We start from the raw sequence: 16,631 nt of genomic DNA on the forward strand, positions 1-16,631 counted from the left end.
ACGACCTGCGGACAGGATCGGTCCGCAGGTCGAGGCAGAATGGTCGGACCATGGATACCGCGGCCCGGTTGCTCCGCCTGCTGTCGCTACTCCAGTCGCGCCCGCAGTGGGACGGCGCCGACCTGGCGGCCAGGCTCGACGTCACGCCTCGCACCGTACGGCGTGATGTCGCCCGGCTGAGATCACTCGGCTACCCCGTCGACGCCGAGGCCGGGATCGGTGGTGGCTACCGCCTCGGTCCCGGCGGCCGACTGCCGCCGCTTCTGCTCGACGACGAGGAAGCGGTGGCGATCGCGGTCGGCCTGCGCGTCGCGACGACCACGACCGTGTCGGGGGTGGAGGAGGCGGCGATCTCCGCGCTGGCCAAACTGCATCAGGTGCTGCCCACCCGTTTGCGCGCGCAGGTCGCCGCGATCGGCGCGCACACGACCCAGTTGCCGCAGGGTGACCTGCCGACCGTCGACGGCGAGGTGCTGGTCACGCTGGCCGCCGGGTGCCGCGATGTCGAAGGGATCCGGTTCCGCTACCGCACCCACGACGGCACCGAGTCCGAGCGCACCGTCGAGCCGCTGCAGATCGTGCACACCGGCCGGCGCTGGTATCTCGTCGCCCGCGACCGCGATCGGCGGGCCTGGCGCACCTTCCGCGTCGACCGTATTGCTGCCCCCGTGCTCACCGGCTCGCGCTACCACTTCGACGACCCGCCCGATCCGGTCGCACTCGTTGCCGAAGGCACCGGAGTGGCGCCGTGGGACATCGTCGCCCGGATCCGCGTCCACGCGGACGCCGCCACGGTGGCCAGGATGATTCCGCCGAACCAGGGCGTAGTCGAGCCGATCGACGCGACCACATGCGAAGTCCGCTTCGCCGCCAACGAGCTGGGCCCCTTGGTTGCCCAGGTCGCCCGTATCTACTGGCCTTTCGAGATCCTCGACCCGCCCGAGCTACGCGCCGCCGTCCACGACCACGGCCGGCGCTTGCTCGATTCCTAGCTCTCCGCGAGCGCCTTCCTGATCCGCTTCTCGGAGACCGGGTACGGCGTACCGAGGGTCTGGGCGAACAGGCTGATGCGGAGCTCCTCGAGCATCCAGCGGACTTCGAGGAGCTCGGGACTCGGATACTTGCCGGTGGGGACGGCTCGGAGATGCTTCTGGTACTCGTCGGTGAGGTTCTGCACGATGGCCATGCCGGAGCGGTCGCGCATGGCGTTGGCGCCGATCTTGTCCAGGCGTTGCTCGATGCCGCGCAGGTAGCGGACCAGATCCGGAAGGCGCTTGGCCCCGGTCTCGGTGATGAAGCCAGGGTGGACGAGCGCTTCGAGTTGGCCGCGGACATCGGACAGCGCCGCGAGAAGGGCCGGGCTCGATGCGCGGGAGATCTGCTTGTCCACAGTCCGCGCATGTGCCAGTACCTGCTCGACCTGGCGCAGGATCGTCAGAACCGTGTCCGCGAGCTCCGACCGTACGGCGTCGCGCAGCACGGAGAAGGCGGTCAGATTCCACGCCGGGCCATGTGCGTCGGCCATCAACTGGTCGACAGCCGCCGCGATCGCGTCGTCGAGCAGTTCACCGACGTTGCGGTGTGGTCCTGCCATCAGCGTCATCTTCTGCTGGTTGGTCAGATTCCGCTGGACGACGTCGATCACGGACGGCATCGTCAGCAGCAGAAGCCGGCGGGTGCCGTTCCACATCGCGGCAGCCTGGTCGCGTTCGGTCTCCTGCAGCCGGATCGCGACGCTCTTGCCTTCGTCGACCAAGGCGGGGTAGCCGGCCACGGTCAGGCCGTTGCGGTGTTCGGAGAAGCTCCGCGGCAGGTCGCCGAAGGTCCAGTCGGTCAGCCCGGACTTCTCCAGCCCGCTGACGGCCTTTGAGGCGACCTTGGAGATGGCGGCCGTGGTCTTCGGCTTGAGGCGTTCCTTGAGCTTGGCGAGATCCTTGCTCTCGGCGACGATCTTGCCCTTGTCGTCCACCACCCGGAACGTCATCCGCAGGTGCTCCGGCACCCGCGACCAGTCCCAGTCGGCCGTCTCGATCACCACACCGCGCAGCTCCCGCAGCTCGCGGGCAAGCGCGTCGGTGAGCGGACCGGAGGACGGGTCGAGGTGGGGGAGGACCTGCCGGGCATGGTCCGGCGCGGGCACGATGTTCCGCCTGATTGCCTTCGGCAAGGACTTGATCAGGGTGGTGACGAGCTCCTCGCGGAATCCGGGCACGCTCCACTCGAACCCGTCCGCGGTGACCTGGTTCAGCACCAGCAGCGGAATGTGCACGGTCACGCCGTCCGCGTCGGTGCCGGGCTCGAAGGCGTAGGTGAGGTCGAAGGTCATCCCGTTCTGCGTCCAGTGCAGCGGGAACTCCTCCGCCTTCACCTCGGCGCCCTCGCGGACCACCAGCGACCGCTCGAAGTCGAGCAGGTCCGGGTCACGCTGGCGGGCCTTCTTCCACCAGGTGTCGAAGTGCGTGCCGGTGACGACCTCGGCGCCGATGCGTTCGTCGTAGAAGGCGAAGAGCGTCTCGTCGTCGACGAGCAGGTCGCGGCGCCGGGTCCGTTCCTCGAGCTCCTCGACTTCCTCGATCAGCTTGCGGTTCTCGTGGAAGAACTTGTGGTGGGTGTCCCAGTCGCCCTCGACGAGCGCGTGCCGGATGAACAGCTCGCGCGAGACCTCCGGGTCGACCTTGCCGTAGTTGACCTTGCGCCGGGCCACGATCGGTACGCCGTACAGCGTGACCTTCTCGTAGGCCATGACGGCGCCGGCCTTTCGTTCCCAGTGCGGCTCGGAGTACGTGCGTTTGATCAGGTGCTGGGCGAGGTCCTCGGCCCACTCCGGCTCGATCTTCGCGTTCACCCGCGCCCACAGCCGCGACGTCTCGACCAGCTCGGCGGCCATCACGAACTGCGGCGGCTTCTTGAACAGGCCGGAGCCGGGGAAGATCGCGAACTTGGTGCCGCGGGCACCGATGTACTGGTGCAGGTTGGCCGGGTCCTTCATGCCGAGGTGACTCAGCAGCCCGGACATCAGCGAGACGTGCACACTCTGCGGGTCGGCGGGTTCACCGCTGTTGAGCGTCACGCCGATCTGTGCGGCGACCTGACGGAGCTGGGCGAAGATGTCCTGCCACTCGCGGACGCGGAGGTAGTTGAGGTACTCGCTGCGGCACATCCGGCGGAACTGGTTGCCGGAGAGCTCCTTCTGCTGCTTCTTCAGGTAGATCCAGAGGTTCAGGAATCCGAGGAAGTCGCTGTTCGGGTCGCGGAACCGTGCGTGTGCCTGCTGGGCCTGCGCCTCGGCCTCGGTCGGGCGTTCGCGCGGATCCTGGATGGAGAGCGCGGCGGCGATCACCATCACCTCGCGGACGCAGCCGTTCTTGTCGGCTTCGACGATCATCCGGGCGAGCCGTGGGTCGAGCGGGATCTGGGCGAGCTGGCGGCCGATCGGGGTGAGCCGGCGGTGCCGCTCGGACGCCTTCGCGGGCTCGATCGCGCCGAGCTCGGTGAGCAGTTGCAGGCCGTCGGTGATGCTGCGCTTGTCCGGCTCGTCGATGAACGGGAACGCCGCGATGTCGCCGAGGCCGATCGAGGTCATCTGCAGGATGACGGACGCGAGGTTGGTGCGCAGGATCTCCGGATCGGTGAACTCCGGCCGGTTCTCGAAGTCCTCCTCGGAGTACAACCGGATGCAGATACCGTCGCTGGTCCGGCCGCTGCGGCCCTTGCGCTGGTTGGCGCTGGCCTGTGAGACGGGCTCGATCGGCAGGTGCTGGACCTTGGTGCGGTGGCTGTAGCGCGAGATCCGCGCCGTACCCGGGTCGATCACGTACTTGATACCGGGCACGGTCAGCGAGGTCTCGGCCACGTTGGTGGCGAGGACGATCCTGCGGTTCGAGTGCGATTGGAAGACGCGGTGCTGTTCGGCGTTCGAGAGCCGCGCGTACAGCGGCAGGACCTCGACCGCGCCCGGTCGGCCGCGCTGGTGGGCGAACTTGTCGTTCAGCGCGTCCGCAGTGTCGCGGATCTCCCGCTCACCGCTCAGGAAGACCAGTACGTCGCCGGACGCCTCGACGGAGAGTTCGTCGACGGCGTCCAGGATCGCCTGGGTCTGGTCACGGTCGATCGTGCTCGGGTCGTCCGGGTCGTTGATCGGGCGGTAGCGCACCTCGACCGGGTAGGTCCGGCCGGAAACCTCGACGATCGGCGCCGGCGTGCCCTGGCTGTCCGCGAAGTGCTCGGCGAACCGCTCGGGGTCGATGGTCGCCGAGGTGATGATCACCTTGAGGTCGGGGCGGCGGGGGAGGAGCCGCTTGAGGTAACCGAGGATGAAGTCGATGTTCAGGCTGCGCTCATGCGCCTCGTCGATGATGAGCGTGTCGTAGCGGGTCAGGTCGCGATCGCGCTGCAGCTCGTTGAGCAGGATGCCGTCGGTCATCAGCTTGACCAGCGAACGGTCGCTGACCTTGTCGGTGAACCGGACCGCGAAGCCGATCGTCTCGCCCAGCTCGGTGCCGAGCTCCTCCGCGATCCGCTCCGCCACCGTCCGCGCCGCGAGCCGCCGCGGCTGCGTGTGCCCGATCATGCCCTGCACACCGCGCCCGAGCTCGAGACAGATCTTCGGAATCTGTGTCGTCTTTCCGGACCCGGTCTCACCCGCGACCACCACGACCTGGTGATCCCGGATCGCCGCCGCGATCTCGTCCTTCAGCTGACTGACCGGCAACTCCGGCGGATACGTGATCTCCGGCACGGCCGTCCGCCGTACCTCGACCCGCCGCTCGGCCTGCTCGACCGCGCCGATCACACCCTGGAGCGCCTCGGCCCGCTTCCGCGCGTCCTTGGTCGTCCGCACCCGCTCGAGCCGCCGCCCGAGCTGCTCGCGGTCGTAGGTGGTCAGCCGATCGAGCCGAGCCACCACCTCAGCCAGCGACAGCCCGTCCTCAGCAGTCGGGTTGTCGGTGGCTTCGGGCTGCCCGGCTCTCGGCGCACCCGCCTTCGAACCACGCCGGCGACGAGGCCGACGACGTACGGCGGGGTCCTGGACGGGACCGGTGGCTGGGGAAGGACTCGACGACTCGGTCCGGGCATCAGGCATAACCCGTCCAGTTTAGGCGGCCGGGCACAGCCACTCACCCGGATTACCAAAGGCGCCCTGCCAGCGCCTTGAAGGCCGCGAGCTGGTCGGCGATCGGGGTCTCGACGATGTTCAGATCCCAGTCGACGCGGCCGATGCCGGACTCGGCCGCCAGCTGGAGGTCGTCGAGGACCGCCGCCGGGGTGAAGGTCAGTGGGCCGTTGAGCATCGGGTGCGGTTTCAGCGGGCCGGCGCGGAGGATGATCGGGCCGGAGCCGCCGGCGTCGTGGTACCAGCCGATGGCCACGCGGGTGGACTCCCAGTCGCGGTGGGCCAGTGTGAGCCCGTCGCCGATCCGGGCGGCCCGTTCGATCGCGGGCCGCGCGACACCACCGCCGTACAGGGTGAGCGGTGCCAGTGGTTTGGGCCCGATCTTCGCCGGCGGGACGGTGAAGTGCTGACCGGCGAACTCGACCGGATCAGGTCCCCAGCACGCCCGCAGTACCGCGACCGCCTCCTCGTACGCCGCCACCCGCCCGTGATCGGGGACGCCGGTGGCGACGAACTCCTCCGGCAGCCAGCCGAGCCCGATGCCGAGATCCATCCGGCCGCCCGAGAAGTGGTCGATCGTCGCGACCCGCCGCGCCAGCACCACCGGCTGCTGGAACAACGGCATCAGCACCGCCGTATGCAATCGCACCCGCTCGGTCCGCGCCGCGACGTACGTCAACGTCTCCAACGCGTCGTACGCCGGATACTCCGGCAAGCCGGCGTGGTTCACCCAATCCGGCGCCGCCGGCAACAGCAACCGCTCGAACACCGACACCGCGGCGAAGCCCAGTTGCTCCACCGTCACTGCGATCTCTGCGATCGCCGCCGGACTCGCCTCCGGCCCGATGATCGGCAGTCCGACTCCCACCTGGGGGTAGGCCATCTGTGCATCCTTCCGACCGAGGGCACACCGACAGCGCCCTCTCTACCCACTGGTCGGAGCCGATTACCGCGGTTTGCGTCAGTCGTCGTGCCGGGACGAGGACTTGACTGCGAGGACAGGGACGGGGGACTCCAGGAGGACTCTTTGGGCGGTGCTGCCGAGGATGAGTTTGCCGACGGGGCTGCGGCGACGGAGGCCGAGGACGATCAGGCCGACGTCCTCGGCGGCGGCCGCTTTGAGGAGTTCGCCGGCTACGTCGCCACTGGTGACGGCCTGCTGGATCGCCACCTCGACGCCCAGCTCGCGCAGCCTGGCCTCGGCGGCGGCCAGCTCGTCGGCGTTCGCGTAGCGGGTGTCGACGTACGAGTCACCGCGACTGGTGTTGAGCAGCAGGACGGACGCCCCCCGCATTTCCGCCTCAGCGGCCGCGGCCGTCAACGCGGCCTCGCCCTCGGGAGTTGGCACGTAACCGACCAGGATCTTCACGCCCTCACTCTCCCATCAGTCTCCAAGCCACTCACTCCTCCACGCCGGACCTGTACCACTCACAGTGAGGATGATGGGTGTGGTCCCCTGCAGTGGTCGTCCTGACTCGACCACTCACTGACTTCGGGTCTTGAATTGGATATGTCGGTCGACCGCTGCGGGGGTCACGTGCACTCACCGGACGAGGGTCTGTGACTTCATAGGAGCCTGTGCCAGCAGGCACCCATCACTGTCTTGTCCGCTCGCCTCGGCTGGTGCGTGCCGCCCTCATCCCTAGCCAGTGGAAGGACGGCAGTACCACGATGCCACGAGCAGGCGCCCAACCTCAGCTCGAGATCACCGGTGGTGTCGACACCCACCGGGATACTCACACCGCGGCCGCGGTCGATCAGACCGGCCGGATGCTCGGCCATGCCACGTTTCCCACCACCCGGGCCGGCTATGCCGCGCTGCTGGCCTGGCTGCAGTCGTTCGGACTGCTGGTCCTGGCCGGAGTGGAGGGCACGGGCGCCTACGGGGCCGGCCTCACGACCTACCTGAGCGAACAAGGCATCACGGTCGTCGAGATCGATCGGCCGAACCGCAAGACCCGCCGCCGGGCCGGCAAATCCGACCCGATCGACGCCGAGGCCGCCGCCCGCGCCGCCCTGGGCAAAGTACGCACCGGAACCCCCAAATCCCGCGACAGCCAGGTCGAGGCGCTGCGGAACCTGCGAGTCGCCCGCACCAGCGCCGTCGACCAACGTGCCGGCTGCATGCGCCAGATCAAAGCCTTGATCGTGACCGCACCCCACGCCCTGCGCGACCAGCTGCGCGGTCTCACCACCGCCCGCCTGATCCACACCTGCCACAACCTAAGGCCCGATTCCACCCAGATCGGCACCCCGGAACAAGCCGTCAAAACGGCGCTGCGTTCACTGGCACGCCGCTACACAACCGCCCAAGAAGAGATCGCCGAACTCGACACACTCATCACCACCCTGATCGAAACGATCAACCCCGCCCTTCTCCAGCTCACCGGAGTCGGCCCCGACACCGCCGGCCAACTCCTGGTCACCGCCGGCCACAACCCCGAACGGATCCACTCCGAAGGCGCCTTCGCGATGCTCTGCGGCGCCGCACCCATCCCCGCGTCCTCAGGGCAAACACAGCGCCACCGCCTCAACCGCGGCGGCGACCGCCAAGCCAACAAAGCCCTCTACATGATCGTCATCAACCGACTCCGCTGGGACCCCCGCACCCACACCTACCTCGCGAAACGCACCGCCGACGGCCTCTCCAAGAAAGACACCATCCGCTGCCTCAAACGACTCATCGCCCGCGAGATCTACTACACCCTCCGCCAAACACAGCCCACACCAAACCAGCAACCGGCCACCGCTTGACATCTATAGGAGCATCCAAACAACCGAGCGCCGGGCAGCTCACGCTCGGCCACCGGTCGGCAGCGGTCGGACACGTGCGTTGATGAGTGGCACAAGTCCGGCCGGGCGAGAAAGCGCACTCGCGTCACCCGGTGGTCCCCCGCTGGGCGGTCCCGCGATCGTCGTGCAGGTGCGCCTGGCTTAGGGTCGTGTGCATGGTGGAGCTGCAGGTGGTCCTGCCGGACGAGTCGGCGGCCATGGCTCCCGAACGGTTGGTCGAGCTCGCCGTAGCCGCGGAGGAACTCGGCTACGGCACGGCGTGGTTGCCGGATCATCTGCTGCCGCCGGGCGAGTTCGGCTCGACGTACGGCGGGGTCTACGAGCCACTCGTGACCATCGGCTACCTGGCCGCGCGCACGACCCGGATCCGCTTCGGCACGTCCGTACTCGTGCTGCCGATGCGCAGCCCGTACGTCGTCGCCAAGCAGGCCGCGACGCTTCACCGGCTGTCCGGGGAGCGCCTCGTCCTCGGCATCGGCGCCGGCTGGGACGCGACCGAGTTCGCCAGCGTCGGAGCCACGTTCGAGGACCGCGGCCGCCGCACGGACGAGTCCCTCGCGATCATCCGCGACCTGTTCGCCGGCAGGGACCGCGGCGGTGTCTTCGAGCCGAAGCTCCGCGCCTCCCTTCCGATCATGATCGGCGGTACGACGAAAGCCGCCCTCCGCCGAGCCGCCCGCTACGGCGACGAATGGCAGGGCCTCGGCCTGGACGCCACAGCCTTCGCCACCGCCGTAACCCGGCTTCGCGTGCTCCGCGAGGAGTCCGCGACTCCGAGCGAAGAGTTCGCAGCGCGCGGCGGAGTGGAGCCGGCCCGGGTTGACGCAGCGCGGCCCGTGCGGGTTGGTACTCGGCTGGACTGGTCCGGCGGAGATCCAGGCCCGGTCGTCGAGCTGGCCTACGAGCTCACCGACGCCGGAGCGGAGACCGTGGCCGTCTCCTTCGGCGATGAACACGACACCCTGGACCGCATGACCCGCTTCCGCAGCCTGTTCACGGCGGGCTGAGTTTGTTGCGGAGGACCTTGCCGGTGGCGTTGCGGGGGAAGTCGTCGAGGATGACGATCTGGCGGGGGGTCTTGAAGCGGGCCAGGTTGGCGCGAACGTGGGCGACGAGGTCGTCCTCGGTGACCGGCTCGTGGAGTACGACGTACGCGACCAGGCGCTGACCGAATTCGTCGTCGGGGACCCCCGTGACGACCGCCTCGGCGACCGCGGGGTGGGCGGCCAGGCATTGCTCGACCTCGACCGGGTACACGTTCTCGCCGCCGGAGACGATCATGTCGTCCTCGCGGCCGTCGACGAACAGCCGCCCGGCCTGGTCGAGGTGGCCGAGATCACCGGTGCTCATCCGCCCGTCGACCACGGTCTTGCTCGAGCCGTCGGAGTACCCGCCGAACACCAGTCCGCCGCCCGCGAAGATCCGCCCGGTCTCGCCGGTCGGCACCGGCCGGTCCTGGTCGTCGAGGATCCGGATCGAACTGCCGAGACACGGCCGCCCGACGGTCCCGGGCGCCGCGATCAGGTCGGCCGACGTCGCGATGGTGGCGATCCCAACCTCGCTCGACCCGTACGCATCGCACAACACCGGTCCGAACCGCTCGATGAACCGCTCCGCCAGCGGCGCGCCCAGCGCGGACGCCCCGGAGATCACAACCCGCAGCGCCCGCAGGTCGTACGTCGCAATCTCCGTCGGCCCGAGTTCGAGCATCCGCCGCAGCATCACCGGTACGGCGAGGATCGTGCCGGCCCGGGTCCGGTCGGCATCCGCAAGTACCGCAGCCGGGTCGAACCGCGGCCGCAGCACAAGCGGCGAGCCAAGAAACAGCGCGAGCATCGACGTGAGCAGGCCGAGACCGTGGAACAGCGGCGGACAGATGACGATCGGCTCACCCGACCGGAGACCGAACCGATTGAGCGCGCTCCCGGTCAGCCCGGCAAGCCCCAGTGCGGTCGGCACCCGCGGCGCGGCCTTCGGCGTACCCGTGGTGCCCGAGGTCAGGATCGTGATGTGACCCGGGGAGTCCGGCGACGGTACGGCGGCGGCCGTCGACCCAGCCAGGTCGTCGAGATCCGAGCGGACCGCCGGGACGCCCGCGGGCGGTGTGAACTCGGCGTCGTGGATGAGCAGATCCGGCCGGTGTCGCTCGAGCACCGCCTGCAGTTGCGGGGGAGCGAACTCGGTGTTCACGAAGAGCACGTCCGCGCCGATCCGGGAGGCGGCCAGCGTCGCCTCGAGGAACCCGCGGTGGTTCCGGCACAGCACTGCGACCTTGCCACCGGCAACGATTCCGTGCCGGTCGTGCAGCCCGGCCGCGATCCGCTCACAGCGCCGGTCGAGCTCGGCGTAGGTGATCTCGCCGGCCTCGTCGATGACCGCGGCGCGCTCGGGATAGCGGATCGCCGCGATGGCGCCGAGCGCGGCCATCGACTGACCCCAGGCGCGCAGCGCTCGCTCGATGCCGATCAGCTGCGACGGCCGGGCCGAGCGCCACAGGCCGGACTTGATCAGCGCAACCGACAGCCCGCCGACCTCTGCCGCTCCCTGGATCAGCCACTCCGGCGGACGCATCGGCGCGATCGGGCGGGGCGTCCTCATGGCTTACCCCGCTTGGTCCCGCCTCCGGTACGACGGAAGTACTGCTCGAGCAACCGGTCCGTCGGGACGCGCAACAGGTTGCCCAGGGCATCGGTCGGGCGGACCATCGGGGGAGTGATGTTGTGCGGCCGCTCCGCGACCGCCGTACAGACCTGATCGGCGGCCTGTTCCGGGGTGAGCCCGGGCATCTTGTTCAGCAACGGGGTCGGCTCGCTCATCCGGGTGTGCACGAGGCCCATGTAGACGGTCGACGTGGTCACGCCGTCGCCGCGGATCTCCTGCGCGACACAGCGCAGCCAGACATCGAACGCACTCTTCGACGCCAGGTACGCCGACCACCGCGCCATCGGTGGGGTCCGCACGCCCGCGGTTGAGACGTTGACGATGTGCCCGGAGCCGCGCTCGCGCATCGACGGGAGCAACTCCAGCACGAGCTTGGCCGGGCCGAGGTAGTTGACCGCGTTCGTCCGCTCGATGTCGTGGAAGCGCTGGTACGAGTCCGCGACCGACCGGCGGATCGACTTGCCCGCATTGCTGACCAGTACGTCGACGCGGCCGTGCTCGGCCAGCACCGTGCGAGCCAGCTCCTCGACCGCCACCGGATCGGCCAGGTTCGCCGGGTAGACGAACGCCGTACCGCCGGAGGCCCGGATCTCGCCCGCCACAACCTCCAACTGATCCGCCGTCCGCGCCACGAGCAGCACGGTCGCCCCGGCCCGGGCAAGCCGCCGCGCGGTCGCCTCGCCGATCCCGTACGACGCGCCGGTCACCAGGACCACCTGGTCGCGAACGGCCGCGGCCAGCCGATCGTCGGCGATCCCTGCCCGCCCATTGGTCAACGCGACAAGCAACGACCACCCGATCGGACGCTTCCCAGTCACCATGCGGCTGACATTACCCGCTGGTAGCCGCGGATGGCAGGCGCTGCAGCCATTCGCGGATCAGCGCGCCGAACAACTCGGGCTGCTCGAGTTGCAGGTTGTGCCCGGCGACGTCGAGAGCCGCGAAGGTGGCGCGAGGGTAGTGCGGGAGCAGCGCGAACTGATCGGCGTACCCGGTCACGGCGTCTTGTCTGCCGCAGACGATCAGCGTCGGTCCGGTGTAGACAGGTCCGCTCTCCGGTTCGATAGACAACGCCCAATTCCGCTGGATGCGGTCGAGCGCGTCGGTGTCGGCGACGGCGAGGCCGGGCGCCACGTCGGAGCGGTACGCCGCCAGGGCGGCCGCCGTCTGGACCACGGCGAGATCGGTGAAGTCCTCGCCCTCGGTCAGGGACTCGACGACGCCCGGCTCGGTGCGCAGGACGACGTGTTCGGGCACGGTCCGCTCGCTGTGGACCAGCTTGCCAACCGGGCAGACCAGGCCGAGGCCGAGGATCTGCTCCGGTCGCTCCGCGACCAGGCCGCGCGCGAGGTAGCCGCCGTACGACTCGCCGATCACGATGAACGGCTCGGTGCCGATCTGCTCGTCGATGAACGCCCGGACGGCGGCCTGGATGCCGTCGGAGCTGTCGATGTCGCCGGCCGGGCTCTGGCCCATGCCGGGCAGGTCGGGGTAGAGCCGCCGGTATCCGGGCAGTTCGGCGAAGATCGGCTCCAGGCATCCGGTCATCAAGCGGTGGTCAGGGGTCCAGCCGTGCAGCGCCAGGACTGGAACGCCGTCGCCGTACGACACGTGGTGCAGTGTCATCGTGGTTACCTTTCGCCGAGCCCGATGCGAGCGGACAAGTTGTAGCAACCGCCACCGACAGTCTTAGAGTCGCCTCATGTCGAGTCGCACACCTCAAGGTCCCGCACCCGAAGCTTCCATCCTTCACGCCCGCCTGGAACGCGCCCGCGAAGCGGCCGCCGGCACCGGTCTGCTGATCGCGCCGGGGTCCGATCTGCGCTACCTGATCGGTCAGGCCGGTGGCTCGTTCGAGCGGCTGACCGCGCTGGTGATCCCGGCCGACGGCCCGGTCGCGCTCGTCGTACCGAAGCTGGAGGCGCCTGGATTCGCCGGCTCGCCGCTGGACGAGCTGGGCGTCGAGGTCGTCACCTGGGTGGACGGCGACGACCCGTACGGCGTTGCCGCGGATCGGCTGCGCGGCGCGGATCTGGTCGCGGTCAGCGATTTCACTCCGGCGTTGCATGTGCTCGCGCTACGGGATGCGATGCCCAAGGCCGAGCAAGTGCTGGCCGGGCCGATCGTGCGTGAGCTGAGGATGCGCAAGGACGCGGCCGAGATCGAAGCGCTGCGGAAGGCCGGGGCGGCGATCGACCGGGTGCACGCGCGGGTCGGCGAGTGGCTGCGACCAGGCCGGACCGAGGCGGAGGTCGGCGCCGACATCGCGGCTGCGATCGTCGAGGAAGGCCACATCCTGGCCGACTTCGTCATCGTCGGCAGCGGACAGAACAGCGCCAGCCCGCACCACGCCGTGTCCGACCGGGTGATCGAGGCAGGCGACGTGGTGGTCGTCGACATCGGTGGACCAGTTGCCGAGGGCTACAACTCGGACTCGACCCGGACGTACGCCGTCGGCGAACCCCGGGACGCGGATGTCGCCGCGACGTACGCCGTACTGCAGCAGGCGCAGCAGGCGGCGGTGGACGCGGTGCGGCCCGGTGTGTCGGCGGAGTCGGTCGATGCTGCGGCGCGGGAGGTCATCGTGGCGGCCGGATTCGGCGACCTGTTTATCCACAGGACGGGACATGGGATCGGGCTCGACGTGCACGAAGAGCCATACATTGTCAGTGGGAACGGGTTGCCGCTGGAGCCGGGGATGGCGTTCAGCATCGAGCCGGGCATCTACCAGCCGGGGCGCTGGGGTGCGCGGATCGAGGACATCGTGGTGGTCACCGAGGACGGCGTCGAGTCGATGAACAACCAGCCGCACGAGCTGGTCGTGCTCTGAGGCTCAGCCCGCGCGGAAGGTCTTGCGGTAGGTGAGGGGAGACACCCCGAGCTCGGAACGCAGGTGATGACGCAGGGAAGCCGCGGTACCGAGGCCGGCCGACTCGGCGACGCGATCCACGGTCAGGTCGGTCGTCTCCAGCAGGTGGCATGCGTGGCGCACGCGTTGCTGCAGCAGCCAGGTGCCCGGGGACTGCCCGGTCTCGGCCTTGAAGCGCCGGCTGAAGGTGCGCACGCTCATCTGCGCATGAGCGGCCATCGCCGGCAGGCTGAGCGCCCGGCCGAGCCGCTCGAGCGCCCACGCGCGCGTCGGCGCGGTCCCTTCGCTGCCTTCCTCCGGTACGACGCGCTCGATGAACTGCGACTGACCACCGTCCCGCCACGGCGGTACGACGCAATGCCGCGCGGCCCGGTTCGCCACCTCACTGCCGAAGTCGCGGCGGATCAGATGGAGGCAGAGGTCCACGCCCGCCGCGAGGCCGGCGGACGTGAGGATGTCGCCGTCGTCGATGAACAGCCGGTCCTCGTCGAGCTGCACCTGCGGGTAGACGCTGCGGAACAGCTCGGCCCGCTGCCAGTGCGTGGTCGCGGGCCGATCGTCGAGCAGTCCGGCCGCACCGAGGACGAACGCGCCGGTGCAGATCGATGCGATCCGGGTGCCCGGCCGGATGGTCGCCAGCGCGTCGGCCAGGTCGTCGGGCAGGGTGCCCTCATAGCGCGGCTGCGCGATGTACGTGCCCGGGATGATCACGGTGTCCGCGTCGGCCAGTGCCTCGGGGCCGTAGTCCGGGATCAGGCTGAAGCCGGCGCTCGCCCGGATCGGCGCGATCTCCAGACCGCAGATGCGGACGTCGTACAGCGGGGTGCCGTCCGCCTGCGTGGCCGCCCCGAAGACCGTCGGCGGGATCGTCAGGTCGAACCCGACGACCGGCGCAAGAGCCAGGACGGCGATCCGGTGCGGGCCGACCGCGGAGAGGTGCCGCTTGCCGCGAACTGGAGTCATGGCCACATCTTGACACATGCTGGCATTCTGGCCACTAGTTCGACGGCGGTCGAACCGGCAGACTTGGCCGGGTGACGCAGATTCTGGAGACGAAGAAGGCTGCCCGGGTCCATCTGGCCTGGGCAGTCGCCGCCGTGGGGTTCGTGACGCTGATCGGTGCGGCCGGCTTCCGGTCGGTGCCCGGGGTGCTGCTGGATCCGCTGCACGACGAGTTCGGGTGGTCGCATGCGACGATCTCGTCGGCGGTGTCCATCAACCTGCTGCTCTACGGCCTGATGTCACCGTTCGCGGCCGCGCTGATGGACCGGCTGGGCCTGCGTCAGGTGGTCAGTGGGGCGCTTGTACTGATCGCGCTTGGCAGCGGGTTGACCGTCTTCATGACCGCCTCCTGGCAGCTGCTGCTCTGCTGGGGTCTGCTGGTTGGCATCGGCACAGGGTCGATGTCCATGGTGTTCGTCGCGACGATCTCCGGTCGTTGGTTCGTCCGCCGTCGCGGTCTGGTCACCGGGGTCCTTACGGCTGCCGGTGCGACCGGGCAGCTCATCTTCCTGCCGCTCATCGCGAGCCTGGCGGGCCATTACGGCTGGCGTGTCCCGGCGCTGGTTGCGGCCGGCTCCGCGCTGGCCGTCGTACCGCTGGTGCTGTTCTTCTTGCGGGACTACCCGAGCGATGTCGGACTGCGCGCGTACGGCGCTCCCGAGGGCAGCACCGCCGGCCTGCGGGTCGAGTCGACCGGCAGTAGTGCGGTACGGGCGCTCAAGGCGTTGCAGACGGCCATGCGTCGGCCTGCGTTCTGGTTGCTTGCCGGTGGCTTCGCGATCTGTGGTGCGTCCACCAACGGACTGATCGGCACGCACTTCGTGACGGCTGCGCATGACCATGGCATGCCGGCCACGACCGCGGCGTCGTTGCTGGCGCTGGTGGGTGTGTTCGATGTCGGGGGGACGATCGCGTCCGGGTGGCTGACCGACCGGTGGGATCCGCGGTACCTGCTCATCGCCTACTACTCGCTGCGTGGGCTTTCGCTGCTGGTGCTGCCCTCGCTGCTCGGTCCGACCGCTCAGCCGAGTGTCTGGGTGTTCATCATCTTCTACGGGCTGGACTGGGTCGCGACTGTTCCGCCGACCGTGGCGCTGTGCCGGGAGTGGTTCGGAGTGGACGGGCCGATCGTGTTCGGCTGGGTGTTTGCATCGCACCAGATCGGTGCCGCGCTGGCCGCGACGGGTGCCGGCTGGATCCGGGATGCCCAGGGCAGCTACAACCTGGCCTGGTATCTGGCCGGCGGATTGTGCGCTGCCGCGGCGCTGATGTCCGCCAGCATCGGGCGCCGCCTCGTGACCGCTTGAGACCGTCTGTCCGCTAGCCTCGATCTAGGTTGAGGTTGGAGGGATGGACGATGGACATCGAGCCGGGTGAGCTGACGGTCGGGCAGTTGTCGCAGCGCAGTGGCGTGGCGATCTCGGCTCTGCACTTCTACGAGCGCCAGAACCTGATCGTGAGCCGTCGTACGTCGGGCAACCAGCGCAGGTACCGGCGGGACACCCTCCGCCGCGTGGCGTTGATCCGGATCGCGCAGCGGGTCGGGATCCCGCTCGCGGAGGTGGCCGCGATCCTGGCCTTGCTGCCGGACAACCGGACGCCGACGCGCGCCGACTGGGAGCGCATCTCCGAGTGCTGGCAGGCCGAGCTCGATCGCCGGATCCTGCACCTGGAACAGTTGCGCGACGACTTCAAGGACTGCGTCGGCTGCGGCTGCCTCTCCCTCGACCGCTGCGCCCTCGCCAATCCGTACGACGCCTTGGCCGCGAAGGGTCCGGGTCCGCAGCGACTGGTGACCGCCCAGGGCGAACCGTGCCATCCCGGCAAGTGCGCCTGAGCCCAGCCGCACCGCCCGCCTGCCGCTACTCCCGTTCGAGGGGGATCCGGCTCTCCAGCTGGATGTGTGGGGTGATCGTCAGCGGGGTGTGCTGGTTCGGGGATAGGGGGGAAGTCCGGGGCGGGCCGGGGTGGAGGGTGTGGCGAGGCTGGGCCGGGGTGGAGGGTGTGGCGAGGTTGGGCCGGGGTGGAGGGTGTGGCGAGGCTGGGCCGGGGTGGAGGGTGTGGCGAGGTTGGGCCGGGGTGGAGGGTGTGGCGAGGTTGGGCCGGGGTGGAGGGTGTGGCGAGGCCGGGCCGGGCGGTTCCGGCGGACTTGTTGTGCGCGGTTCGGTTCACGTCTGGTGACCTGGGACAGGT

13 protein-coding genes are annotated in these 16,631 nt (G+C 69.4%); 6 read left to right on the plus strand and 7 right to left on the minus strand.

All coding sequences use genetic code 11. The features are described 5' to 3' along the window. Window positions 1-50: 50 nt before the first annotated feature. Window positions 51-992: a helix-turn-helix transcriptional regulator gene (locus OG555_RS34690; RefSeq protein WP_329476933.1), complete on the plus strand. Its 942-nt coding sequence runs from the start codon at window positions 51-53 to the stop codon at window positions 990-992. On the opposite strand, the gene hrpA is transcribed toward OG555_RS34690, so the two are convergent. The 3 genes from hrpA to OG555_RS34705 form a co-directional block, all read right to left on the minus strand. Further along, the gene (hrpA, locus tag OG555_RS34695; RefSeq protein ID WP_329476935.1) at window positions 989-5,083 is read right to left on the minus strand and encodes an ATP-dependent RNA helicase HrpA; all 4,095 of its coding nucleotides are present in this window, start codon (window positions 5,081-5,083) and stop codon (window positions 989-991) included. The two genes, OG555_RS34690 and hrpA, sit on opposite strands and share 4 nt — an antisense overlap. Before the next feature lie 43 nt (window positions 5,084-5,126). Then, a complete protein-coding gene (locus tag OG555_RS34700; RefSeq protein WP_329476937.1) occupies window positions 5,127-5,996 on the minus strand; it encodes a TIGR03619 family F420-dependent LLM class oxidoreductase in 870 nt (289 codons plus the stop codon). Between the two features lie 78 nt (window positions 5,997-6,074). After that, window positions 6,075-6,482 carry a universal stress protein gene (locus OG555_RS34705; protein ID WP_329476939.1) on the minus strand — a complete coding sequence of 136 codons (408 nt, stop codon included), beginning with the start codon at window positions 6,480-6,482 and terminating at the stop codon, window positions 6,075-6,077. 302 nt (window positions 6,483-6,784) lie between these two features. On the opposite strand from OG555_RS34705, the gene OG555_RS34710 reads away from it, so the two are divergent. Together OG555_RS34710 and OG555_RS34715 are read left to right on the plus strand one after the other, a co-directional pair. Continuing rightward, window positions 6,785-7,867 carry an IS110 family transposase gene (locus tag OG555_RS34710; RefSeq protein WP_329476941.1) on the plus strand — a complete coding sequence of 361 codons (1,083 nt, stop codon included), beginning with the start codon at window positions 6,785-6,787 and terminating at the stop codon, window positions 7,865-7,867. Between the two features lie 194 nt (window positions 7,868-8,061). Then, window positions 8,062-8,913, plus strand: a complete 852-nt coding sequence (locus OG555_RS34715; RefSeq protein WP_329476943.1) for an LLM class flavin-dependent oxidoreductase — start codon at window positions 8,062-8,064, stop codon at window positions 8,911-8,913. On the opposite strand, the gene OG555_RS34720 is transcribed toward OG555_RS34715, so the two are convergent. Genes OG555_RS34720 through OG555_RS34730 form a run of 3 tightly spaced genes read right to left on the minus strand, consistent with a single transcriptional unit; the run spans window position 8,900 to window position 12,193 of the window. Further along, complete coding sequence (locus OG555_RS34720) at window positions 8,900-10,504, minus strand: AMP-binding protein (RefSeq protein ID WP_329476945.1); 1,605 nt, start codon at window positions 10,502-10,504, stop codon at window positions 8,900-8,902. The two genes, OG555_RS34715 and OG555_RS34720, sit on opposite strands and share 14 nt — an antisense overlap. Then, complete coding sequence (locus OG555_RS34725) at window positions 10,501-11,388, minus strand: SDR family NAD(P)-dependent oxidoreductase (protein ID WP_329476947.1); 888 nt, start codon at window positions 11,386-11,388, stop codon at window positions 10,501-10,503. Before OG555_RS34725 ends, OG555_RS34720 begins: the two co-directional genes overlap by 4 nt. Before the next feature lie 10 nt (window positions 11,389-11,398). Continuing rightward, window positions 11,399-12,193: an alpha/beta fold hydrolase gene (locus OG555_RS34730; RefSeq protein WP_329476949.1), complete on the minus strand. Its 795-nt coding sequence runs from the start codon at window positions 12,191-12,193 to the stop codon at window positions 11,399-11,401. Window positions 12,194-12,269: 76 nt separating this feature from the next. Between OG555_RS34730 and OG555_RS34735 the strand changes: the two genes are divergently transcribed. Beyond that, the gene (locus OG555_RS34735) at window positions 12,270-13,397 is read left to right on the plus strand and encodes a M24 family metallopeptidase (protein WP_329476951.1); all 1,128 of its coding nucleotides are present in this window, start codon (window positions 12,270-12,272) and stop codon (window positions 13,395-13,397) included. 3 nt (window positions 13,398-13,400) lie between these two features. Here OG555_RS34735 and OG555_RS34740 read toward each other — a convergent pair whose 3' ends face one another. Further along, on the minus strand, window positions 13,401-14,399 hold the full coding sequence (locus OG555_RS34740) for a GlxA family transcriptional regulator (protein WP_329476953.1): 999 nt from the start codon (window positions 14,397-14,399) through the stop codon (window positions 13,401-13,403). 71 nt (window positions 14,400-14,470) lie between these two features. Between OG555_RS34740 and OG555_RS34745 the strand changes: the two genes are divergently transcribed. After that, a complete protein-coding gene (locus OG555_RS34745) occupies window positions 14,471-15,745 on the plus strand; it encodes an MFS transporter (RefSeq protein WP_329476955.1) in 1,275 nt (424 codons plus the stop codon). Window positions 15,746-15,795: 50 nt separating this feature from the next. Next, window positions 15,796-16,275, plus strand: coding sequence for a redox-sensitive transcriptional activator SoxR (soxR, locus tag OG555_RS34750; protein ID WP_329476957.1), 480 nt, complete (start codon window positions 15,796-15,798; stop codon window positions 16,273-16,275). Window positions 16,276-16,631: the final 356 nt, after the last annotated feature.

Origin of the sequence: Kribbella sp. NBC_01484 (assembly GCF_036227145.1) — a bacterium.
Taxonomy (GTDB): Bacteria; Actinomycetota; Actinomycetes; order Propionibacteriales; family Kribbellaceae; genus Kribbella.

Coding starts and splice junctions, on each gene's coding strand:
- OG555_RS34720 (WP_329476945.1), bottom strand. CDS start 10,504: ATGAGGACGCCCCGCCCGATCGCGCCGATGCGTCCGCCGGAGTGGCTG.
- OG555_RS34700 (WP_329476937.1), bottom strand. CDS start 5,996: ATGGCCTACCCCCAGGTGGGAGTCGGACTGCCGATCATCGGGCCGGAG.
- OG555_RS34740 (WP_329476953.1), bottom strand. CDS start 14,399: ATGACTCCAGTTCGCGGCAAGCGGCACCTCTCCGCGGTCGGCCCGCAC.
- OG555_RS34690 (WP_329476933.1), top strand. CDS start 51: ATGGATACCGCGGCCCGGTTGCTCCGCCTGCTGTCGCTACTCCAGTCG.
- OG555_RS34735 (WP_329476951.1), top strand. CDS start 12,270: ATGTCGAGTCGCACACCTCAAGGTCCCGCACCCGAAGCTTCCATCCTT.
- OG555_RS34725 (WP_329476947.1), bottom strand. CDS start 11,388: ATGGTGACTGGGAAGCGTCCGATCGGGTGGTCGTTGCTTGTCGCGTTG.
- hrpA (WP_329476935.1), bottom strand. CDS start 5,083: ATGCCTGATGCCCGGACCGAGTCGTCGAGTCCTTCCCCAGCCACCGGT.
- soxR (WP_329476957.1), top strand. CDS start 15,796: ATGGACATCGAGCCGGGTGAGCTGACGGTCGGGCAGTTGTCGCAGCGC.
- OG555_RS34730 (WP_329476949.1), bottom strand. CDS start 12,193: ATGACACTGCACCACGTGTCGTACGGCGACGGCGTTCCAGTCCTGGCG.
- OG555_RS34710 (WP_329476941.1), top strand. CDS start 6,785: ATGCCACGAGCAGGCGCCCAACCTCAGCTCGAGATCACCGGTGGTGTC.
- OG555_RS34715 (WP_329476943.1), top strand. CDS start 8,062: ATGGTGGAGCTGCAGGTGGTCCTGCCGGACGAGTCGGCGGCCATGGCT.